Origin of the sequence: Mycobacterium sp. SMC-4, assembly GCF_025263265.1 — a bacterium.
Classification (GTDB): domain Bacteria; phylum Actinomycetota; class Actinomycetes; order Mycobacteriales; family Mycobacteriaceae; genus Mycobacterium.
In genome coordinates this window covers 3,609,297-3,629,660 of sequence record NZ_CP079869.1, presented here as the reverse complement: position 1 = coordinate 3,629,660, position 20,364 = coordinate 3,609,297, and the positions used below count along the sequence as shown (strand labels likewise).

At 67.3% G+C, this 20,364-nt stretch carries 19 protein-coding genes; 12 read left to right on the top strand and 7 right to left on the bottom strand.

From position 1 onward, the window contains the following. Positions 1-11: 11 nt before the first annotated feature. Positions 12-659, bottom strand: a complete 648-nt coding sequence (orn, locus tag KXD98_RS17150; protein WP_260759562.1) for an oligoribonuclease — start codon at positions 657-659, stop codon at positions 12-14. 82 nt (positions 660-741) lie between these two features. Here orn and KXD98_RS17145 point away from each other — a divergent pair, with 82 nt between their 5' ends. Continuing rightward, positions 742-2,313, top strand: coding sequence for a DUF853 domain-containing protein (locus KXD98_RS17145; protein WP_260759561.1), 1,572 nt, complete (start codon positions 742-744; stop codon positions 2,311-2,313). Positions 2,314-2,322: 9 nt separating this feature from the next. Here the strand turns inward: KXD98_RS17145 and cmrA are convergent, their stop codons facing one another. After that, entirely contained in the window at positions 2,323-3,129 is an 807-nt protein-coding gene (gene cmrA / locus KXD98_RS17140) for a mycolate reductase (RefSeq protein ID WP_260759560.1), read from the bottom strand. 25 nt (positions 3,130-3,154) lie between these two features. Between cmrA and KXD98_RS17135 the strand changes: the two genes are divergently transcribed. Continuing rightward, positions 3,155-4,474 carry an MFS transporter gene (locus KXD98_RS17135; RefSeq protein WP_260759559.1) on the top strand — a complete coding sequence of 440 codons (1,320 nt, stop codon included), beginning with the start codon at positions 3,155-3,157 and terminating at the stop codon, positions 4,472-4,474. Here the strand turns inward: KXD98_RS17135 and KXD98_RS17130 are convergent. Further along, positions 4,471-5,238 (bottom strand): MmpS family protein, encoded by a 768-nt coding sequence (locus KXD98_RS17130; protein WP_260759558.1) that lies wholly within the window; start codon positions 5,236-5,238, stop codon positions 4,471-4,473. The genes KXD98_RS17135 and KXD98_RS17130 overlap by 4 nt on opposite strands. A 136-nt stretch (positions 5,239-5,374) precedes the next feature. On the opposite strand from KXD98_RS17130, the gene KXD98_RS17125 reads away from it, so the two are divergent. The 3 genes from KXD98_RS17125 (at position 5,375) to KXD98_RS17115 (ending at position 7,682) form a co-directional block, all read left to right on the top strand. After that, a complete protein-coding gene (locus KXD98_RS17125; RefSeq protein ID WP_260765261.1) occupies positions 5,375-7,204 on the top strand; it encodes a S9 family peptidase in 1,830 nt (609 codons plus the stop codon). An 82-nt stretch (positions 7,205-7,286) separates the two neighbouring features. Then, positions 7,287-7,490 (top strand): hypothetical protein, encoded by a 204-nt coding sequence (locus KXD98_RS17120; protein ID WP_260765260.1) that lies wholly within the window; start codon positions 7,287-7,289, stop codon positions 7,488-7,490. A gap of 36 nt (positions 7,491-7,526) precedes the next feature. Then, positions 7,527-7,682 carry a DUF6131 family protein gene (locus tag KXD98_RS17115; RefSeq protein WP_260759556.1) on the top strand — a complete coding sequence of 52 codons (156 nt, stop codon included), beginning with the start codon at positions 7,527-7,529 and terminating at the stop codon, positions 7,680-7,682. 3 nt (positions 7,683-7,685) lie between these two features. Here the strand turns inward: KXD98_RS17115 and KXD98_RS17110 are convergent, their stop codons facing one another. Further along, positions 7,686-8,303 carry a TetR/AcrR family transcriptional regulator gene (locus KXD98_RS17110; RefSeq protein WP_260759555.1) on the bottom strand — a complete coding sequence of 206 codons (618 nt, stop codon included), beginning with the start codon at positions 8,301-8,303 and terminating at the stop codon, positions 7,686-7,688. A 94-nt stretch (positions 8,304-8,397) separates the two neighbouring features. Here KXD98_RS17110 and KXD98_RS17105 point away from each other — a divergent pair, with 94 nt between their 5' ends. The 5 genes from KXD98_RS17105 to KXD98_RS17085 are packed head-to-tail and all read left to right on the top strand — an operon-like array spanning position 8,398 to position 14,494. Beyond that, on the top strand, positions 8,398-9,948 hold the full coding sequence (locus KXD98_RS17105) for a carboxyl transferase domain-containing protein (protein ID WP_260759554.1): 1,551 nt from the start codon (positions 8,398-8,400) through the stop codon (positions 9,946-9,948). 6 nt (positions 9,949-9,954) lie between these two features. Next, positions 9,955-11,949, top strand: a complete 1,995-nt coding sequence (locus tag KXD98_RS17100) for an acetyl/propionyl/methylcrotonyl-CoA carboxylase subunit alpha (protein WP_260759553.1) — start codon at positions 9,955-9,957, stop codon at positions 11,947-11,949. A gap of 30 nt (positions 11,950-11,979) precedes the next feature. Beyond that, positions 11,980-13,140 carry an acyl-CoA dehydrogenase family protein gene (locus KXD98_RS17095; protein ID WP_260759552.1) on the top strand — a complete coding sequence of 387 codons (1,161 nt, stop codon included), beginning with the start codon at positions 11,980-11,982 and terminating at the stop codon, positions 13,138-13,140. Continuing rightward, complete coding sequence (locus KXD98_RS17090; RefSeq protein WP_396881505.1) at positions 13,140-13,640, top strand: MaoC family dehydratase; 501 nt, start codon at positions 13,140-13,142, stop codon at positions 13,638-13,640. The genes KXD98_RS17095 and KXD98_RS17090 overlap by 1 nt, the downstream gene beginning before the upstream one ends. Beyond that, positions 13,637-14,494 carry a CoA ester lyase gene (locus KXD98_RS17085; protein WP_260759551.1) on the top strand — a complete coding sequence of 286 codons (858 nt, stop codon included), beginning with the start codon at positions 13,637-13,639 and terminating at the stop codon, positions 14,492-14,494. Before KXD98_RS17090 ends, KXD98_RS17085 begins: the two co-directional genes overlap by 4 nt. On the opposite strand, the gene KXD98_RS17080 is transcribed toward KXD98_RS17085, so the two are convergent. Further along, positions 14,437-15,399 (bottom strand): hypothetical protein, encoded by a 963-nt coding sequence (locus tag KXD98_RS17080; protein WP_260759550.1) that lies wholly within the window; start codon positions 15,397-15,399, stop codon positions 14,437-14,439. The two genes, KXD98_RS17085 and KXD98_RS17080, sit on opposite strands and share 58 nt — an antisense overlap. 68 nt (positions 15,400-15,467) lie before the next feature. Between KXD98_RS17080 and KXD98_RS17075 the strand changes: the two genes are divergently transcribed. Beyond that, a complete protein-coding gene (locus tag KXD98_RS17075; protein WP_260759549.1) occupies positions 15,468-16,565 on the top strand; it encodes an acyl-CoA dehydrogenase family protein in 1,098 nt (365 codons plus the stop codon). A 3-nt stretch (positions 16,566-16,568) separates the two neighbouring features. On the opposite strand, the gene KXD98_RS17070 is transcribed toward KXD98_RS17075, so the two are convergent. Then, the gene (locus tag KXD98_RS17070) at positions 16,569-17,411 is read right to left on the bottom strand and encodes an IclR family transcriptional regulator (protein ID WP_260759548.1); all 843 of its coding nucleotides are present in this window, start codon (positions 17,409-17,411) and stop codon (positions 16,569-16,571) included. Between the two features lie 143 nt (positions 17,412-17,554). After that, complete coding sequence (locus KXD98_RS17065) at positions 17,555-18,949, bottom strand: histidine phosphatase family protein (RefSeq protein ID WP_260759547.1); 1,395 nt, start codon at positions 18,947-18,949, stop codon at positions 17,555-17,557. A 328-nt stretch (positions 18,950-19,277) separates the two neighbouring features. Here KXD98_RS17065 and pdhA point away from each other — a divergent pair, with 328 nt between their 5' ends. Next, entirely contained in the window at positions 19,278-20,363 is a 1,086-nt protein-coding gene (gene pdhA / locus KXD98_RS17060) for a pyruvate dehydrogenase (acetyl-transferring) E1 component subunit alpha (protein WP_260759546.1), read from the top strand. Position 20,364 lies beyond the last annotated feature (1 nt).

Genomic DNA, 20,364 nt, shown 5'->3' with positions numbered 1-20,364 from the left:
GCCTCGCCATACTAGCCGCTGGAGCGCTGCGAGTTCGAATCAGCCTCGGAATCGGTCGTCGCCGACGGCCCGAGTTCAGCCGCGACCGCCGCGATTTCGCTGGTGGAAGGCCCGGGTGGGTCGACGAACGCGGTCTGGCGGTAGTAACGCAACTCACGAATCGATTCGTGGATGTCGGCCAGCGCGCGGTGGGCCAGACCCTTCTCCGGCTGGCCGAAGTAGATCCGCGGATACCAGCGCCGGCACAGTTCTTTGATGGAGCTCACGTCGATCATCCGGTAATGCAGGTAGTCGTCGAGCTTGGGCATGTCACGGGCGATGAAGCCGCGGTCGGTGGCAATCGAATTGCCGGCCAGGGGCGCGGTCTTGGCCTGTTTGACGTGCTCGCGAATGTAGTCCAGCACCATCGTCTCGGCGGTGGCCATGTCCACGGTCGAGGCCCGCACCTCATCGATCAGCCCAGATTTGGAGTGCATCTGCGCGACGATGTCGATCATCGACGTCAGCGAGTCCTCCGGGGCGTTGATGACCACGTCGAGGCCATCACCGAGAATGTTGAGCTCCGAGTCGGTCACCAGCACCGCGATCTCGATCAAGCGGTCGGACGTGAGGTCCAGACCGGTCATCTCGCAGTCGATCCACACAAGTTCATCGCGCACAGCGCTCCACATTAAGCCTCCACCGCTGCGGCGGCGCACGACACCTGCCGATTCGCGCCATCGTCGCAGTAGGGTGCGATCCATGACGACGGATGCCGCGGCCGAGCCCGCCGCCCAGATCGCCGCTGGTTACGCCGCCGAGGGTGCGGTGCTGGAGCTGGGGTCGGTGGTCGTCGACGGGGTGTGTGATCCGAGCGCGCGGGTCCGCATTCCGTTGTCCACACTCAATCGGCACGGGTTGGTCGCCGGCGCGACCGGTACCGGCAAGACGAAGTCGCTGCAAGTGATCGCCGAGCAGCTGTCGACGGCGGGCGTGCCGGTGCTGATGGCCGATGTCAAAGGCGACTTGTCGGGCCTCTCATGCGCCGCTGCGGGCAACGACGCGATCGTCCGACGGGCCGCCGACACCGCCGATGACTGGCGCCCGACGGCGTTCCCGGTCGAGTTCCTGTCCCTGGGAACTGACGGCGTGGGTGTGCCGGTGCGCGCCACAATCAGTAGCTTCGGGCCGATCCTGCTGTCGAAAGTCCTGGGCCTGAACAAGACTCAGGAGTCGACATTGGGACTGATCTTCCACTGGGCCGATCGGCAGGGCCTGCCGCTGCTGGATGTGAAGGACCTGCGGTCGGTGATCCAGTTCCTGACCAGCGACGAGGGCAAGCCACAGCTGAAGGCCCTGGGCGCGGTCTCGACCACCACTGCCGGGGTGATCCTGCGCGCGCTGGTCAATCTGGAGGCCGAAGGCGCCGACACGTTCTTCGGCGAACCCGAACTCGAACCCGAAGACCTGCTGCGCGTCGAGGAGTCCGGACGCGGGGTCATCACGCTGCTCGAGCTCGGCAGCCAGGCCACCCGTCCGGTGATGTTCTCCACATTTCTGATGTGGGTGCTGGCCGATCTGTTCACCTCGCTGCCCGAAGTCGGCGATATCGACAAACCGAAGCTGGTGTTCGTCTTCGACGAAGCGCACCTGCTGTTCGCCGATGCGTCAAAGGCATTCCTCGAGCAGGTCGAGCAGACGGTCAAACTGATTCGGTCCAAGGGTGTCGGCGTGCTGTTCTGCACCCAGTTGCCCACCGACATCCCGAAAGCGGTGCTCAGCCAGCTCGGGGCGCGCGTCCAGCACGCCCTGCGCGCGTTCACTCCCGATGACCAGGCGGCGCTGTCGAAGACGGTGCGGACCTACCCGAAAACCGATGTCTATGACCTGGAGTCGGCGCTGACGTCGCTGGGCATCGGTGAGGCCGTCGTCACCGTGCTTTCGGAAAAGGGCGTCCCGACGCCGGTGGCGTGGACGCGGATGCGAGCACCGCGGTCGCTGATGGACACCATCGGCCCCGAGGCGATCGCCGCTGCGGCACAGGCCAGCCCGTTGCAGGCGCGCTACGGGCCGACCATCGACCGCGAGTCGGCCTATGAGCGGCTGGCCGCCAAACTCGAGCCGCCGCCGGTCACCGAGACACTACCGCCGATCTACCCTCCGCCGACCTGGGAGTTGCCACCGATGCCCGCGCCGGCCCCGGACGGGCCCGGTCTGCTGGACAAGGTGATGGACAGCCCCGCGTTCAAGAGCGCGATGCGTTCGGCGGGCACGGTGATCGGCCGTGAGATCACCCGCAGCATTTTCGGAACCGGCCGGCGCCGCCGTCGCTGACGCGGGCTGTCAGTCGCCGCCGAGCTTCTTGTACACCGCCCCGACGATCGGCGCGACGATGGCGCGGGGCGCGTAGCCACTGGCTGCCGACATCGCTTTGGACGTCAGGCCCGGGACCACGCGCATCTTGTTGCGGTCCAGACCATCGAGCGACACCTTGGCGGTGTATCGGGTGTCGATCCACAGGAAGTCCGGGATGAGGCGCTCCACGATCGACTGCTCGTCGGGGTCCGGTAGCTCGGTGCGCACCGGTCCCGGGGCCAGCACCGTCACGTGCACGCCAGCTGATTTCAGCTCACCGCGCAGAGATTCACTGAATGTGTTGACGAACGCCTTGGTGGCGGCATAGGTCGCGTTGTTCGGAATCGGTGAGTTGCCGGCAGCCGAACCCGAGATCAGGATGCCGCCCGCGCGCCGCTCGACCATACCGGGCAGGACCGCCAGCACCAGATCGTGGACGCCGAGAACGTTGAGCTGCACCTGCTTTCGTTCCTCGGCGGAGTCCAGCGCGGCTACCGGGCCGAAGGTGGCGGTACCGGCGTTCGCGCACAGGATCGAGATGTTGCGACCGGCCAGCTCGTCACACAGTTGCGCCCGCCCGGCCGGATCGGCCAGGTCGACCGCACGCACCTCCACCGTCACGCCGTATTGCTCCCGCAGGCGCGCGGCCAGTCCATCGAGCACCTCGAGCCGACGTGCGGTGATGATCAGGTGATGACCGCGGGCGGCCAGCTCTACGGCCAGCGCTTCGCCGATGTTCTGCGATGCGCCGGTGACGACCGCACGGGCGTCCTCGCTGGGGGCGGGTACTGGCATGGGCCGGACTATATCGTGGGCATCCATGAGTGAGCCGCGTCTGGTCCGGCCGTCCGCCGAGCGCGCATTGCCCTCCCGCATCCTGGCGTGGGCACTGTGGGATTTCGGTGCGACCGCGATCAACGCGATCGTGGTGACGTTCGTGTTCTCGGTCTACCTGACCCAAGCCGTCGGTGACGACCTGCCCGGGGATACCAGCCCGGCGAGTTGGCTCGGTCGCGCGCTGGCGGTCGCCGGTCTGGTGGTGGCGTTGTTGGCCCCTGTGACCGGCGTGTGGGTCGATGTTCCTGCGCGTCGACGCCGGGCCCTGGCGGTGCTGACCGGTCTGGTGGTGATCTTTACCGCGTCGATGAGCCTGATCCGCGACGACCACCATTACCTGTGGCCCGGGCTGGTACTGCTGGCCTGCACCGCTGCCTGCAGTGAGCTGGCCACTGTGCCGTACAACGCGATGCTGCGCCAGCTGTCCAACCCGCACAACTCGGGACGGATCTCGGGCTTCGGGTTGGCGTTCGGCTACTTCGGTAGCGTGTTGGCGCTGCTGGTGGTCTACCTCGGTTTCGTCTCCGGCGACGGCGACACCCGGGGTCTGCTGCAACTGCCCACCGCCGACGGTCAGAACGTGCGGGCGGCGATGCTGCTGGTCGCGGCATGGTTTGCGTTGTTCGCGCTGCCGTTGCTGATCACAGTACGTCCACCCGCCACCGCTGAGCCGGACCCGCCGGCCGGGATTCTCAACGCCTACCGCAAGCTGTGGGCCGACCTGCGCACCGAATGGCGCCGCGACCGCAACATCGTCTACTACCTGGGTGCCAGCGCGATCTTCCGGGACGGGCTGGCCGGTGTCTTCACCTTCGGCGCGGTGCTGGGCGTCACCGTCTACGGGGTGTCGCAGGCCGACGTTCTGCTGTTCGGCGTCGCGGCGTGCGTGGTGGCCGCTGTGGGCGCGGTGCTGGGCGGGCAGGCCGACGACCGGGTGGGCTCCAAGCGCGTCATCGTGAGCTCGCTGTTGGCAATGATCATCATCGGTGTGACGCTGTGGACGCTGTCGGGAGTGCTGGCCTTCTGGGTGTGTGGGCTGCTGTTGTGTCTGTTCATCGGTCCGACGCTGTCATCGGCGCGCACGCTGATGCTGCGGATGGCTCCGCATGGCAAAGAGGGCATGGCGTTCGGTCTGTACACCACCGTCGGCCGCGCCGCGACCTTCCTTGCGCCGTGGCTGTTTTCGTTGTTCATCGACATCTTCGACAGCGAGCGCGCCGGCTTGCTCGGACTGGTGCTGGTCCTGGTGCTGGGGCTGATCGCGCTGCTGGGCGTGCGTGCGCCCCATGTCCGCCGCGATTAGCGGCCGACGCTGCAGATCGTCAGGCCGGCACCGGTGCGTTCCAGCACGACGGTGCCGTCGACGGTGATCGAGCACGTCACCTCGCGTCCCACGTTGATGATGCTGACGCTGGCCGAGTCCGCCCCTGGCTGGGGCAGCGCGACCTCTTTGCTCCACGGCAGCATCACGTTGAACTCGGTGCCCAGCAGCCCGTTGGAGTCGACATAGCTGATGTTGATGGCCCGGCCGGTACCGCTGACGGTGTAGACCACGGTGTCGGTCGGCCCGGGGGGCGGGGTGGTTCTGGGCGTGGTGGGGACCGTCGGCACCGGCACCACAGGGGAGGTGGGCCGCCGCGGCGCCGTTGTGGTCGTCGGAGCCGGCCGAGTCGGGGTGGTGAAGGTGGGTTCCGGTGGGGAGGGCACCGGGGCCATCACCGTCTCCTGGCGGGAACTGTTGACGATCACCAGCGCGATGACCAGTCCGACCACCGTCACCACCGCGACGCCGGCGACCACCCACAGCCAGCGCGGGGACTTCGGGCCGCCGGGATCGGGGGGCTCTGAACCGTACCCCTGCGGCGAGTACTGATTCGTCGCATACGGGTCGTATCCGTACGGGGGGTAGGGGAGCTGCTCGGTCGGCTGATGCTGGTAGGCCGGGCCGTAGGGGGCCTGGCTGGCGTACGCGGGGTCCGGGTAACCCGGGTCCGGCCCATACGCCTGCGTCGGATCCTGACGTCCGGGAGGCCGCCATTGGTCTCCGCGCGAGGGTGAATCCGTCATATCCACCTCATGGCTGCAGGGTACCTGGGTGGCCGGCCAGGCCGGTCTGCACGCCGGGCCGGTCGGCGCCGACGGGACCGAGCAGGCACAATCGAGGACCGTGGCACAGCAGGTTCGTCGGGTCTACGGGGCGTCGATGTCGCCCGACGCCACCGCGTTCGCCCACCTCGTCGACGACGGCGGGTTCCCGCGCGCCGTGCAGCGGTTCCTGCGGGGGTGGCGGGCGAGCTCCTCGCGCGACGTCGAGCTGCCGGTCGAGGGCCCGGTCACCAGGGTGATGCATTCGGCCGACGGCCACTGGTTGGCCTGCCAGGTGGCGCCAGATGGTGGTACTCGCACCCAGATCTGGGTCGTCACAACAGATCCCGACGACCGTGATGCGAGGCGTATCGACTATTGGCCGTCGGGCGTCGAGGGCACCGCCGAGTTGATCAACTGGGACGGCACCTTGGTTGCGGCCATCCTGACCGGCGACGACGGGGTCGGTAGTTCGGTGCTCATCGATCCGGTCGACGGCACCACCACCGTGCTGGACCGGCGCTCCGGCGGCCGGCTGGTCGATGCGTGGGGTGGCGCGTCCCTGGTGCGGGTCGGACCTCGCGGATACCGCGAACTCAACCTGCTGCGCGGGCTGACCGAGACAGCTCTGCTGCCCTTCGACCCCGGTTCGACCACCGACACCGGCCTCATCCTCGACGACCACAGCCCGCGGCGATTGCGGTCCGGTCCGGAGGGTGAGATCACCGAGCTCTATCAACCGGCCCGCGAGTACGGCATCAACAGCACCGAGGGTTACGTCCGGGCGCTGATCCGCAGCGAGAACGGCGCCGAGCACGCACGACTTCTGGAAGTCACCGTGACCGCCGACGGTGTGGCTTACCGGGTGGTGGCCGAACGCGCGGGCTACGAGCTCGACGAGTTCACCGTATCCGACGACATGTCGACTGTCGCGATCCTGTGGAACATCCACGGCGCCAGCGAATTACAGATCCTCGACCTCATCGACAACACCCTGCACGACCCGATCCCGTTGCCCGGGGGGATGGTCGCCAGCGAGCTGAGCATCAGTGCCGGCGGGTCCATGCTGGCATTGACCGTGGAGGGACCTTCCAAGCCTCCCACCGTCGAGCTGGTCGATCCGCGGACCGGGGAGTGGGAACCGGTGGACCGGGAGCCCAGTAGCGGTCCGGTGTCCGACGATCCGACTCTGGAGACGGTCATCGCGCGCGACGGGTTGACGTTCACCGGCTGGTTGTTCCGTCCACCGCCGAATGTCGAGACCATCGGCGCGATGCTGTTTCTGCACGGTGGGCCCGAAGGGCAGGGTCGGCCCGGCTACAACGAGTTCTTCCCCGAATTGCTGAAGACCGGCATCGCGGTCTTCCTGCCCAATGTGCGCGGCTCGGGTGGATTCGGTCGCTCGTTCATGCACGCAGACGACCGGGAGAAGCGGTTCGCCGCCATCGACGATGTGGCCGACGCGGTGCAGTTCCTCGTCGGCAACGGCCACGCCCCCCGAGGGCGGGTGGCCTGCTGCGGTTGGTCCTACGGTGGTTACCTCACCCAGGCCGCGTTGGCCTTCCATCCGGCTCAGTTCGCCGCCGGCATCAGCATCTGCGGGATGAGCGATCTCAATACCTGGTACCGCACCACCGAGCAGTGGATCGCCGCGGCGGCCTACCCGAAGTACGGTCACCCGGTCAGCGATCGAGATCTGCTCGAACAGCTCTCACCGTTGCCACGCGCCGGCGCGATCACCGCACCGCTGTTGCTCGTTCATGGGCTCAACGACACCAACGTCCCGCCGACCGAGTCGCAGCAGATGTACGAGGTTCTCGTCGAGCACGGTCGGCACACGTCGCTGTTGCTGTTCGACGACGATGGGCACGAGATCGACAAGCGCGAGAATCGCGCGATGTTGCTCAAGGAAATGACCGCGTGGCTGACCGAGGCTTTCGCACGCTGAGATGATCTTGGTTTATCCGAATTGTCTTCCGGGTAAAACCTTCCTGCGCGCCACCCACGGTGTGCGGACGGAGGAGTACGGCATGCGAGGAATTCTCGGCGTCATCGTTCTCGTCTGGTTGTTGATCGGCGTTTTCGCGGCCTATCAGCGCGACTACTTCAGCGGTGGTGAGGCCAACTGCGCCACCGCGGGGAGCATCGCTCTGACAGTGGTTGCCGGACCGCTGAATTACGCGGGTGTCAATCCTCAAGTCACCGATTGTCAAGTCCCGCAACCTAGCCAGTAATCCGCTGACTAGATCGAATCACAGAATGGAGTGACCATGATCGTCCTGGGCGCGATCCTGCTGATCCTGGGTCTCTTGTTCGGAATGTCGATCCTGACCTACATCGGTGTCGTACTGCTCGTCATCGGTGCGGTGTTCTGGATCCTGGGCTCGGTCGGCCGTCCGGTCGGCGGCAGAAAAGCCTGGTACTAGCCCCTACCTCGGCATCTCGGCCGAGGTCAGCGCGGCGACCGTCATTGCTCTCAGGACGGTTCGCGTGCTGGCCTCGGCCGCTTTGTTGGTACCGGGTTTGACGCTGTGCGCGGTCGAATTGAGCAACCCGAACGCGGCATGAGCCATCAGTCGTGCCTCGGACTCGGAGACCTCGTCCGTGCGCCGGCGCAGTACGCCGACCCAGAGTTCCACGTACTGTCGCTGTGCGCGACGTACCTGACGCTTGGCGCCCGGCGGAAGGTTGTTCAGATCCCTATCCTGGATCCGGATTAGGTCCGATTCACCGAGTGCGAAGTCCAGATGGAAGTCGATCAACGACGCCAACGCGGACTCGGCATCCGCGGTCCGCGCCACCACGTCGGTGGCGCCGGCGAGCAGCCTGGTGCTGATGCCGACCAGCAACTCGGTCAGTAACGCCTCTTTGTTCGGGAAGTGCCGGTAGATGGCGGGCCCGCTGACCCCGGCTGCGGCGCCGATGTCTTCCAGCCGGACCGCCAGATAACCGGATTCGGCGATCAGCCGTTCGGCTGCGGCGATCAGCTGGCTGCGCCGGTCGGACTTGGCCCTACTGCGCGGGGACGCGGCATCGGTGGTGGTCATGTGCGCCTCCGGCCGGTGGTGGACATCTGCAGTTAGTGATGATTAACATACCACCCAGTTAGTCGTCATTAACTCAATCGGAATGGGTGACCGGATGGCAGCGCGGGCCGCATACCGTGACGATCATGTCGCGCTGGTTGAACAGTTGCGAACCAAGTTGGCCGTTGCCGCTCTCGGCGGGCCGGCACGCGCGCGTGAGCGGCACATCAGCCGGGGCAAACTGTTACCGCGAGACCGGGTCGACGGCCTGCTCGATTCCGGCAGCCCGTTCCTGGAGATCGCGGCGCTGGCCGCCGACGGCATGTACGACGACCAGTGTCCCGGAGCCGGAATGATCGTCGGCATCGGGCGGGTGATGGGCCGCGAGGTCATGATCGTAGCCAACGATGCCACCGTCAAAGGCGGGACCTACTACCCGATCACGGTGAAGAAACACCTGCGCGCTCAGGAGATCGCCGCGCAGAACCGGTTGCCGTGCGTGTACCTCGTCGACTCCGGTGGCGCGTTTCTGCCCCGCCAGGACGAGGTCTTTCCCGACCGTGAGCACTTCGGACGGATCTTCTACAACCAGGCGACGATGAGCGCCAACGGTATTGCCCAGATCTCAGCCGTCCTGGGATCCTGCACCGCGGGCGGCGCCTATGTGCCTGCGATGAGCGATGAGGCCGTCATCGTCGCCAACCAGGGCACCATTTTCCTCGGCGGGCCGCCCTTGGTGAAGGCGGCCACCGGCGAGGTCGTCACCGCCGAGGAGCTCGGTGGTGGCGACCTGCACTCGAAGGTCTCCGGCGTCACCGACCACCTCGCCCACGACGACCGTGACGCGCTGCGGATCGTCCGCAACATCGTGGGCACCCTGGCCCCGCGGGCCGAGCCGCCCTGGCAGGTAGCGCCCGCGGTGGACCCGATCGCCGACCAGGCCGAGCTCTACGACGTCGTCCCGGTCGACCCGCGCGTCCCCTACGACGTCCACGAGGTCATCACCCGCATCGTCGACGGTGGCGAATTCTCGGAGTTCAAGGCGTCCTACGGCACCACGCTGGTCACCGGGTTCGCGCACATCCACGGCCATCCTGTGGGCATTGTCGCCAACAACGGTGTGCTGTTCGGTGAATCAGCAGTCAAGGGAGCACATTTCATCGAGCTGTGTGACAAGCGGATGGTTCCGCTACTGTTCCTGCAGAACATCAGCGGCTTCATGGTCGGGCGGGACTACGAGGCCGGCGGCATCGCCAAACACGGCGCCAAGATGGTCACCGCCGTGGCCTGCGCCCGGGTGCCCAAGCTCACGGTGGTCATCGGCGGGTCCTATGGAGCCGGCAACTATTCGATGTGCGGTCGGGCCTACTCGCCGCGGTTTTTGTGGATGTGGCCCAACGCCCGTATCTCGGTGATGGGTGGTGAACAGGCCGCCTCGGTGCTGGCGACGGTCCGCGGTGACATGAGCGCCGAGCAGGAGGAGGCCTTCAAGGCGCCGATCCGTGCCCAGTACGAGGAGCAGGGTAATCCGTACTACTCGACCGCACGACTCTGGGATGACGGAGTGATCGACCCGGCAGACACCAGAACCGTTGTGGGACTGGCCCTCTCCATCACCGCGCAGGCACCCCTGGAGCCGGTGTCCTACGGCGTCTTCAGGATGTGATCGGCAATGACTGACAAGCTCTTCGACACCGTGCTGGTGGCCAACCGCGGAGAGATCGCTGGTCGGGTGATCCGCACCCTGCGCACATTGGGCATCCGTTCGGTGGCGGTGTTCAGCGATGCCGATGCTGATGCCCGCCACGTGGCCGAGGCCGATGTCGCGGTCCGCCTCGGTCCGGCCCCCGCGCGCCAGAGCTACCTGAGCATCGAGGCGCTGATGGACGCGGTGCGCCGCACCGGTGCGCAGGCGGTCCATCCCGGGTATGGATTCCTCTCCGAGAACGCGCAATTCGCCGCAGCGCTCAGTGACGCCGAGGTCACGTTCATCGGGCCGCCGGTCGGCGCAATCCGCACGATGGGGGACAAGATCTCGGCCAAGGCTGCGGTGTCGCAGTTCGGAGTTCCTGTTGTTCCTGGGATTTCACGCCCAGGACTGACCGACGACGAGCTGGTCGCCGGTGCCTCGGAGGTCGGTTTCCCAGTACTGGTCAAACCCTCTGCCGGCGGTGGGGGCAAGGGAATGCGGGTGGTGCACGGCCCCGGCGACTTGGGCGCCGCCCTGGTCTCGGCACGCCGCGAAGCGGCCTCGGCATTCGGCGACGACACGCTGTTCATCGAACGTTTCGTCCTCAACCCGCGCCATATCGAGGTGCAGGTGCTCGCCGACCGTCACGGCAACGTCATCCATCTGGGTGAGCGGGAATGCAGTCTGCAACGTCGCCACCAGAAGGTGATCGAGGAGGCTCCGTCGCCGCTGCTCGATGACCAGACCCGGGCCCGGATCGGGTCGGCGGCCTGCGACACCGCGCGCAGTGTGGACTACACCGGTGCCGGAACGGTCGAGTTCATCGTCTCGGCAGACCGTCCCGACGAGTTCTTCTTCATGGAGATGAACACCCGGCTGCAGGTCGAGCATCCGGTCACCGAGCTCGTGACCGGATATGACCTCGTCGAGCACCAGGTGCGGATCGCGGCGGGGGAGAAGCTCTCGATCAGCCAGGACGACATCCGCCTCAACGGTCACGCCGTCGAAGCCCGTGTCTACGCCGAGGACCCGGGTCGGCAGTTCCTGCCCACCGGGGGCACCGTCGTGGGGTTGCGCGAACCCGCCGGCCTAGGCATCCGGGTGGACTCGGGTCTGCGGACCGGCACCGTCGTGGGCAGTGACTACGACCCGATGCTTGCCAAGGTCATTGCGCACGCCCAGGACCGGCCTACCGCACTGCGCGCGCTCGACGCCGCGCTGGCCGAAACCGCGGTGTTGGGCCTGACCACCAACGTCGAGTTCCTGCGCTTCCTGCTCACCGACCCCGATGTGGTTGCGGGGCGGCTGGACACCGGACTGCTGGACCGCCGGATGCCCGACTTCGCGCCGGCTGCGGCCCGGGACGAGGAGCTCATCGCCGCTGCTGCATACCGCTGGCTGTGCCACTGGCCGGCCACGGCGCGAAGTCCGTGGGAGGTGCCCTCGGGGTGGCGCATCGCCGGGTGCGCGCCCATCACGACGCGGCTACGGGCCGGCGACCGCACCGACCATGTGTCACTGGCCGGTGTGCCGACGGCGGCCACCGCGGCCGTCGAGGGTGACCAAAACCGTTCGCTGGCTGCAACACTGGATGGTGACAGACTTGCGGTCACGCTCGACGGGCTGCGCACCGAGTATCTGGTATCCGCGAACGGCGATCAGGTGTGGCTGGCCGGCGCGGGCCGGGTGACGGTGATCGAGGAGGTCCGGGAAGCTCCGGTGCGACCCCAGGACGCCCACGCCGGCGACGCGGAGCTGACCAGCCCGATGCCCGGCGCCGTGGTGGCCGTCGGTGTCGCTGACGGCGCCACCGTGACCGCCGGGACCGTCGTGGTCACCGTGGAAGCGATGAAGATGGAACACGCACTTTCCGCGCCGGTCGACGGCGTGGTCGACCTGCTCGTCGACGCCGGCGAGCAGGTGAAGGTAGGCCAGGTGCTGGCCCGAATCACGGCAAGCGAGGAGCCGCAGTCATGACCGTCCAGCGAGAAGCGGAGTGAATCGCGCATGAGCAGTTATCTGGCCACCGGGACACTTCCCGAGCACTACGAGCAATTGACCAAGACCGTCCGCGACTTCGCCCGCAGCGTCGTCGCCCCAGTGTCGGCCAAGCACGACGAAGAGCATTCCTTCCCCTACGAGGTGGTCGCCGGGATGGCCGAGATGGGCTTGTTCGGGCTGCCGTTCCCCGAGGAGTACGGCGGGATGGGCGGAGACTACTTCGCGCTGTGTCTGGCGCTCGAGGAGCTCGGCAAGGTCGACCAGAGCGTCGCCATCACCCTGGAGGCGGGTGTCTCGTTGGGCGCCATGCCGGTGTACCGGTTCGGCACCGAGGAGCAGAAGCAGCAGTGGCTGCCGCTGCTGGCCAGTGGCAAGGCACTGGGGGCCTTCGGTCTGACCGAGCCGGGCGGGGGCAGTGACGCGGGCGCGACGAAGACCACCGCGCGGCTCGACGACGGCCATTGGATCATCAACGGCTCCAAGCAGTTCATCACCAACTCCGGCACCGACATCACCAAGCTGGTCACCGTCACCGCAGTCACCGGGCAGCGCGACGGGAAGAAGGAGATCTCGTCCATTCTGGTGCCGGTACCCACTGCCGGGTTCACGGCCGAACCGGCATACAACAAGGTCGGTTGGAATGCCTCCGACACTCACCCGCTGAGTTTCGACGACGTGCGGGTGCCCGCGGAGAACCTGCTCGGGGAACGGGGACGCGGCTACGCGAACTTCCTGCGCATCCTCGACGAGGGGCGTATCGCGATCGCTGCGCTGTCGGTGGGGGCTGCCCAGGGATGTGTCGACGAGAGCGTCAAGTACGCCAAGGAACGCGAGGCGTTCGGCAGGACCATCGGGACCAACCAGGCCATCGCGTTCAAGATCGCCCGGATGGAGGCCCGTGCTCACGCCGCGCGGGCGGCCTACTACGACGCGGCGGCGATGATGTTGGCCGGTAAGCCGTTCAAGAAAGCCGCCGCGGTGGCCAAGCTGGTGGCCAGCGAGGCGGCGATGGACAACGCACGCGACGCCACCCAGATCTTCGGAGGGTACGGATTCATGAACGAGTATCCCGTCGCTCGGCATTACCGGGACAGCAAGATCCTCGAAATCGGCGAGGGTACAACGGAAGTGCAGCTGATGCTAATCGGTAGGGAGCTGGGCCTGTAATGAGCGACATGGCGCACAAGAAGATCGTCGTCCAACGCGGGTTGTGGTTCGAGGAGTTCGAGCCCGGGGTGCGCTATCAGCATCGTCCGGGCCGCACCATCACAGAGGCCGACAACGTCTTGTTCACGACGTTGACGATGAACACCCAGGCGTTGCATCTGGATGCGGCGTTCTCCGATGCGTTGCCGCCCTTCCACCAACGGCTGGTGAACTCGATGTTCACGCTGTCGACCCTGGTCGGTCTGTCGGTCGCCCAGCTGACCCAGGGCACGATCGTCGGCAACCTCGGGTTCGGTGAGGTCGCGTTCCCCAAGCCGCTGTTCCACGGCGACACTCTCTACGCCGAGACCGAGGTCGTCGACAAGCGCGAGTCCAAGAGCCGCCCAGGCGAAGGGATCGTCACCTTCGCCCACACCGGACGCAACCAGCACGGCGACGTCGTGGCGACCGCGTCTCGCAAAACCATGGTGCGCAAGAGGCCCCAGGAGGAGAACTCGTGACCCTTGCATCCGGGCCCGGCTGGCTGTTCTGCCCTGCCGACCGTCCTGAGCGCTTCGAAAAGGCAGCTGCCGCAGCCGATGTGGTCATCCTCGATCTGGAGGATGGTGTCGCCGCCAAGGATCGGCCGGCGGCTCGCGAAGCGCTGATCGGCGCCACATTGGATCCGCAGCGCACCGTGGTGCGGGTCAATCCGGTGAACACCCCAGACCATCGACTGGATCTGGCGGCCCTCGATGCCACCGCGTACACCGCCGTGATGCTCGCCAAGACCGAGTCTGCCCAACAGGTCGCGTCGCTGGCGCCGCGACAGGTGGTGGTGCTGGTCGAAACTCCGCTGGGAGCCTTGGCGGTCACCGAGTCCGCCGCCGTCGCCAACGCCGTCGCGGTGATGTGGGGCGCCGAGGATCTGTTCGCTGCTACTGGCGGCACCGCCAACCGGTGGCCGGACGGAAGCTACCGCGACGTCGCCCAGCATGTGCGGTCGCAGAGCCTGCTCGCCGCCAAGGCCTACGGCCGGCTCGCGCTGGATTCGGTGTACCTCGACATCAAGGATCTCGACGGTCTGCGCGCCGAGAGCGACGACGCTGTCGCTGTCGGTTTCGACGCCAAGGTCGCGATCCATCCGTCGCAGGTGGGTGTGATCCGCGCGGCGTACGCGCCGACGGCAGAGCAGATCGAGTGGGCGCGCAAGGTTCTCGACACCGCCCGCACCCAGCGCGGCGTGTTCCAATTCGAGGGCCAGATGGTCGACATGCCGGTATTGCGACGGGCCGAACGCATCGTGGCCCTGACTGTTCAGCCTTCGGCGGCGGGGTCTGCCGATACCGGCGTCGACCCCATCGCCAGGCGATAGCCCTCATGAACGTCGCGCCAGTGCCGGGTCACCGGGTCGGCGGCCTGCAGGGCATGACGGCCACTACCGAGCAGACGGTCAGCGGCATCGCGGGCGCGGGCGGCGGCCTGGGTCTGGGCGAACACCGCATGCGTGCCGTCGCACCGGGGATCGACTGAGGACAACACCTGGAGCTTGGCCGCGTCGATGTCGGATGACGCCCGGGCGACGTGACGTGCCACGGCTTCGGGTAGCTCGTCACTGACCTGTGCACCGGACATCCGGGCCCGCGTCCGTTCGACGTGGCTGCGCCACATGCGTTCGGCCGACCCCACCACCGCGGCGGCGGTGGCGGCCCGGCTGACGGTCATCGACCCACCGATCACTTGCCAGTCCTGCAGTGCGAGTTCGGTGACCGCCACCTCGCTGATACCGGCCGCCGCAAGTCCGCCGCGGCCGGTGGGTGCTGCGATATCCAGCGCGCCGCGCGGGGCGAGGCACAGCCGTGGTCGTGCGGGACCCCCGACCGGAAGCAAGAACCAGTCGGCGAAGGTGCCGGCCACGACAGGGCCCCAGCGACCGGTCAGCCGAAGCTGCCGTGACAGCCGGCCACCGACCTGGTTCGCCGAGGTGACCAGCGCGGCCGGGTTGGTCCGCCATATGTCGGCGGCTGCCGCCGGTGCCAGTTCGCCGAGGTCCCGCGCGGCGCTGTTGAACGCCGCAGCGAGCCAGCCCACCGACGCGTCGATCGCGGCGACCCGCAGCACCAGCTCCACCAGGTCAGCCTCGTCGGCCCCGGCGCCGTCGTGCTGCACTGGTCGCAGCAGTCGTCCGGAGATCGGGTCGGCCAGCGCGGCCAGCGACTCCGCTTCCACCCCGGCCAGCGCGGTGTGCAGGGCCGTGGGTACCTTGCGTGGCATCGCCATACTCTCCTCCACCGGACTGTCCTGATGGTATGCATGAGCGGAGGCGCTGCGCGCGGACGTCGAGAGGGGTGGCCTTGCAGTCCGTGCTCGATTCGGTCAGGTCGCTGATCCCCGACATCGCCGAGCGTGCCCTCGATGTCGATCAGCGTGGCGCGGTCGATCGGGCCGTGATCGCCCTGCTGCACGACTGCGGCTACTTCTCGCTGTTGCGGCCACCCGGGTTCGGTGGACCCCCCGCCGATGCGCAGGCCTACCTCACCGCCACCCGGGAGATCTCGGCGGCCTGCGTGTCCACGGGGTGGTTGGCAGGCTGGCTCGCGGTGAACAGCTGGGGTCTCTCGGTGCGTGACCCGCGAGTGCTCGACGAAATCTGGGGTGACGACGCGCGCACCCTGCTGTGCTCCTCGTATGCGCCGACGGGCCGGCTCGAACGGGTCGGCGGTGGTTTCCGGCTCTCCGGCCGATGGGCCCGCTGCACCGGAGCCCACCATGCGTCCTGGTTGAGCGCGGCGGCGTTGCTGGTGGGGCCCGACGGTGCGGCCCAGGACTTCATGGCGGTGCTGGTGCCCGCCGCCGACTACGCGGTCGAGTCGACGTGGGATGGTCTGGGGTTGCGTGGGATCGGTGCCGACGATGTGGTCGTCGTCGATGTCTTCGTGCCCGAGTACCGGGCGTTCAGCTGGCTCGACCTGGCCTACGACGCCAGAGTGGCTCCGCTGGACCGCCTTCCACAACCGACCTTTTACACCTTGGCCGGCACCCTGCCGCTGCTCGGTGCGGCCCGACGGGCACTCGACGTCGCGCCGACGAGCAGCGGTGGCGCGCTCAGTGCGCTGGCGATGGCCGATTCCGATGTCGCATTGTCGGTGCGCCAGATCAGCCGCAACGTCGCCGAAATGGTGGAAAGTGTTCGCACGGGCGAGTTTCCGGCCGCTGAGTTGGCGCTGCGTAATCGCCGCGACCAGGTGATGGCCGCCGAACGCGCGCGAGAAGCGGTCCGGTTGATCGTGCAGGAAGCTGCTTATGGCGATGACGACGTGCTGCTGGAACGGATATGGCGCGACGTACAGACAGCCTGCATACATGTGTCGAGCAATGTCGAACAGGTGCTGTCGGTGGTGGGCCGCTTCGAACTCGGGCTCAGCGTCGACGATGTGATCTGGTGAGCGTCAGACCCAATCGTCGGCGGACAGCGTGCGCAGTACCCGCGACATCATGTCGTCGGTGACCGCGGCGATGTCGGGCAGCGGTCTGGTCGCCGCCGGTACGCCGATGCGCTGCGCGATGCCGGAGGCTGCGCGGGTGAGGAACGGAGCCACCCGATTGAGCCGGTGAGCTGGTCCGGAACCGGTGAGTGACAGACCGGCGATCTCGCCCTCGGCCGATCGGATCGGCGCGGCGATGCTGGACAGCCCGACGGCGAATTCCTGGTCGTCGTAGGCGAGCCCGTGCCGGGACCTGATCTGCGCGAGCTCGGTGTGCAGAGCAGCCAGGTCGGTGATCGTTGCCGGCGTCAGTCTTGCCAGCGGAGACACCAACAGCGCGTCGACCTCTTCAGCGGGCAGTGTGGCGAGCATCGTCTTGCCCAGTGCGCTCGCGTGGGCGGGTGTGCGACCGGCGACGTGGGTGGGCACCGCAGCGCCACTGGCACCCGACACCTTGTCCAGGTAGACAACCTCGGAGCCCGTCAACACGCCGAGGTGGACGACCAAGCCGGTATCGGCGTGCAGGCGCTTGAGCACCGGGGAGGCCGCACCACGCAGCCCGGAGTGGTCGACTCTGCTGTTGACCGGCAGTGACGGTGCTGCGAGCCGATAGCCCTCCGGGCCGTGCTGCAGCAGTCCTGCCGCGTGCAGCTGATTGAGGATCCGATGCGTCGACGAGCGCGGGAGGCGGGTGCGGTCGACCACCTGGTCGAGGCGCAACACCGTTGCGGCCCGGTCGAAGGCGTTGATGATCAACGCCACCCGGCTGACCATCGACGTCGGTGCGACCGTTGCGCTCTGGCTCATCGCTTGCACTGTAGGAAATGATCCGGCCGCGCACGGCGGTTCGCCGCTTTCGGTCGACAATCGGCCCCTCCTGTCGCCGACAGGAGGGGCCGATTCGTCGTGCTGCGACCTCGCGGCTACTGCGTAACCCGCGATGGCGCCGCTCAGGCGGCGTTACGCGCCTCGCGGCGGCGCTCGGCTCCGGCGCTGCCGGAGTCACTGTCGCGGCCGGTGGTGCGTGCCCCCTCCGACTTCGGGTCGGCATCGCTGTCGACCACGCTGCCCGACGTCGTCACTGCGTCGCCGCCGGTGTCGGTGTCGGCTTCGGTGACGTCGAGGGTCTCGGAGCCCTCGAGTTCGGCGGCCAGGTCGTCGTCGGTGGCCGCGGGTCCCGCTTCATCTACTGCGACAGGTTCGGGAACCACGGTCAGGCCGCTGGCCCGATCCGTCCGCCGGGACGGGGCGGCCGTCGGCTCTGCGGCGGGCTGAGTGACTGCCGCGACCTCGACAGCACCGACGCGGGCCTCTGCGGACTCCTCGGTGACCGCGGCCGGTGTCACGGCAGGTCGCGGTGTGAAGATCCGTTCGAGGTCGCTGATGAACTTCGCGTTCATCGCGCGGTGGAACTTCGAAAACGAGTGCGACGCATCGACGACCGCACGGTTGATCGCGGTAGCGATAGTGGCCAGGTTTCGTGACGCGAAGGACTCGAAGACCGCGGCCAGGCTGGATCCCAGCTGTTTGGTCAACGTACGCACCTGGCGTTTGAGTTCATTGAAGTACGTCGGTTCCGGGCTGAACAGCTTGCCGTTCCAGTTGAGCAGCGTCCAGCCCTCCTCGGGACTGCCCTCCACCACCACATAGTGGGTGTTACTCAACGGAGCGGTCCTGAGCAGGTCGATTTTCTGCGCTGCCGTGAGGTTCTGGGCGTTCATCATCGTCCAGAACATGATCGCGCCGCCGTGCGAGAAGACGACGCTGTTGCGGTCACCGTTGTCCCAGATCTGTCGAAGCGCCGCATCCATCCGGGCGTCGAACTCGTTGCCGTCGATCGATCCGGGGATGCGCAGGTCGCGCTGCCCCTGGATCGCCCAGGCCAGCGGGAACAGGCCGTACCCGTTGGCGGCTTCGCTCTCCGGGGTGCCCTCGAAGTCGCCGGCTTCGATCTCCTGCAGGCCGTCGAGCACCTGGATGGGCAGCCGCAGATACTGCGACATCGGTGCCGCGGTCAACTGTGTCCGTACCATCGTCGAGGCGTAGATGCCGTCGAAATTCCTGTCGCCCAACCTGCCGACCACGGCTTGGGACTGCTGATAACCCGTTGGGGTCAGAATTGGGCCCGGCGTCGACGTGTCGATCAGACCCGACGCGTTTCCGGCCGACTGGCCGTGCCGGACGAACGTCACCCGCATCAACTCGGCTGCCGCTGCCGGGATCGCGGCGCCGACCAACAGCAACAGTGAGGTCACGACGACGACGGCGACCTTCCACGGTCCAGAATTGCGTCGACGGTGACGCAGCCCGGCTGCCGTCGCACCGGGTATAGCCGCATCTTTCATAGAACACTTCCTCTGTGGTGATAGGGACGGCTCAGGGTCGCCGTCGGCCCCGTCGCGAACAAGGCCGGGTCTCGCTCACCGAGACAAGGCCGGCGCGCTGGGCGTAGACCTCGACACGGCGCCGAGGCGCACCGGTAGGCAGCCCAGGCGAGCGCATAATGGAAGTTGCCCCAGTGCTCCGGCGGGTCGATGCACCGTCGAGCCGGTGCCACACCCCGGCGCCCGGCCGACAACTCCACATCAGGGGTCCAGCTCCTCCCGCCGCTGCCCTGATGCACCTCAGTCGACTGGCCGGCGCGATCCGCCGCCAGAGACCACAGGAGGCGGTATGGCTGGACGTTCGGTGTACGCGGAGACCGACGAACCGATTCAACTGGTGTCGCCCACCGGTGCGCCCACCGCAGAGTCCCGATATCGGCGAGACCTGCCGCCCGAGACGCTGGCCTGGCTCTACGAGTCGATGTGCGTCACCCGAGAACTCGACACCGAATTCGTCAACCTGCAGCGGCAGGGTGAATTGGCGCTGTTCGCGTCATGTCGGGGGCAGGAGGCCGCCCAGGTCGGCGCGGCAGCCTGCCTGCACAAGACGGACTGGTTGTTCCCGCAGTACCGGGAACTGGGGGCCTTCCTGGTGCGGTCGATACCACCGCCGGCGCTGGGTGCGTTGTGGCGGGGCCGATGGCACGGCGGGCTGGGCTTCACCGACAAGTGTGTGGCGCCGGTGGCGATTCCGATCGGCACCCACGGCCTGCACGCGGTGGGAGCGGCGATGGCGGCGCAACGACTGGGCGAGTCGTCGGTGACGGTGGCCTTCCTCGGTGACGGCGCCACATCCGAGGGCGACGCGCATGAAGCGCTGAACCTGGCGGCGGTGTTCGGGGCGCCGTGCGTGTTCTTCGTGCAGAACAATCAGTGGGCCATCTCGGTGCCGGTGCAGCGCCAACACGCCGGACCCACGCTCGCGCATCGAGCCATCGGTTACGGGATGACCGGGGTGCGGGTGGACGGCAACGACGTGCTGGCCTGCTATGCGGTGATGGACGAAGCGGCCGACCGCGCGCGACGTGGCGGCGGCCCTACCTTCATCGAGGCGGTGACCTACCGGATGGGCCCGCACACCACCTCCGACGACCCCACCAGGTATCGGTCCGACGAGGAAGTGCAGCATTGGCGGGCAAAAGATCCCATCACCCGCTATCGCCGGTACCTTCAGGACTGCGGGGTGTGGACATCCCGGCTGGAGGACCGGGTGGCGCACCGCGCGCAGCGGCTGCGAGCCGATCTGCGCGAAGCGGTGATCAACGAGCCCGACATCGACGTCGAGGAGGTCTTCGACACCGTCTACCACGACATCACCCCGGAACTGGTGCGCCAACGCAACGAGTTGCTCGCCGAGATCGCCAAGGACACCTGAG

What these genes read in the sequence shown, in the direction of transcription:
- KXD98_RS17100 (WP_260759553.1), top strand. Translation starts at nt 9,955, where the DNA reads ATGACTGACAAGCTCTTCGACACCGTGCTGGTGGCCAACCGCGGAGAG.
- KXD98_RS17070 (WP_260759548.1), bottom strand. Translation starts at nt 17,411, where the DNA reads ATGAGCCAGAGCGCAACGGTCGCACCGACGTCGATGGTCAGCCGGGTG.
- KXD98_RS17115 (WP_260759556.1), top strand. Translation starts at nt 7,527, where the DNA reads ATGATCGTCCTGGGCGCGATCCTGCTGATCCTGGGTCTCTTGTTCGGA.
- cmrA (WP_260759560.1), bottom strand. Translation starts at nt 3,129, where the DNA reads ATGCCAGTACCCGCCCCCAGCGAGGACGCCCGTGCGGTCGTCACCGGC.
- KXD98_RS17110 (WP_260759555.1), bottom strand. Translation starts at nt 8,303, where the DNA reads ATGACCACCACCGATGCCGCGTCCCCGCGCAGTAGGGCCAAGTCCGAC.
- pdhA (WP_260759546.1), top strand. Translation starts at nt 19,278, where the DNA reads ATGGCTGGACGTTCGGTGTACGCGGAGACCGACGAACCGATTCAACTG.
- KXD98_RS17125 (WP_260765261.1), top strand. Translation starts at nt 5,375, where the DNA reads ATGTCGCCCGACGCCACCGCGTTCGCCCACCTCGTCGACGACGGCGGG.
- KXD98_RS17080 (WP_260759550.1), bottom strand. Translation starts at nt 15,399, where the DNA reads ATGGCGATGCCACGCAAGGTACCCACGGCCCTGCACACCGCGCTGGCC.
- KXD98_RS17105 (WP_260759554.1), top strand. Translation starts at nt 8,398, where the DNA reads ATGGCAGCGCGGGCCGCATACCGTGACGATCATGTCGCGCTGGTTGAA.
- KXD98_RS17095 (WP_260759552.1), top strand. Translation starts at nt 11,980, where the DNA reads ATGAGCAGTTATCTGGCCACCGGGACACTTCCCGAGCACTACGAGCAA.
- KXD98_RS17135 (WP_260759559.1), top strand. Translation starts at nt 3,155, where the DNA reads ATGAGTGAGCCGCGTCTGGTCCGGCCGTCCGCCGAGCGCGCATTGCCC.
- KXD98_RS17090 (WP_396881505.1), top strand. Translation starts at nt 13,140, where the DNA reads ATGAGCGACATGGCGCACAAGAAGATCGTCGTCCAACGCGGGTTGTGG.
- KXD98_RS17120 (WP_260765260.1), top strand. Translation starts at nt 7,287, where the DNA reads ATGCGAGGAATTCTCGGCGTCATCGTTCTCGTCTGGTTGTTGATCGGC.
- KXD98_RS17130 (WP_260759558.1), bottom strand. Translation starts at nt 5,238, where the DNA reads ATGACGGATTCACCCTCGCGCGGAGACCAATGGCGGCCTCCCGGACGT.
- KXD98_RS17065 (WP_260759547.1), bottom strand. Translation starts at nt 18,949, where the DNA reads ATGAAAGATGCGGCTATACCCGGTGCGACGGCAGCCGGGCTGCGTCAC.
- KXD98_RS17145 (WP_260759561.1), top strand. Translation starts at nt 742, where the DNA reads ATGACGACGGATGCCGCGGCCGAGCCCGCCGCCCAGATCGCCGCTGGT.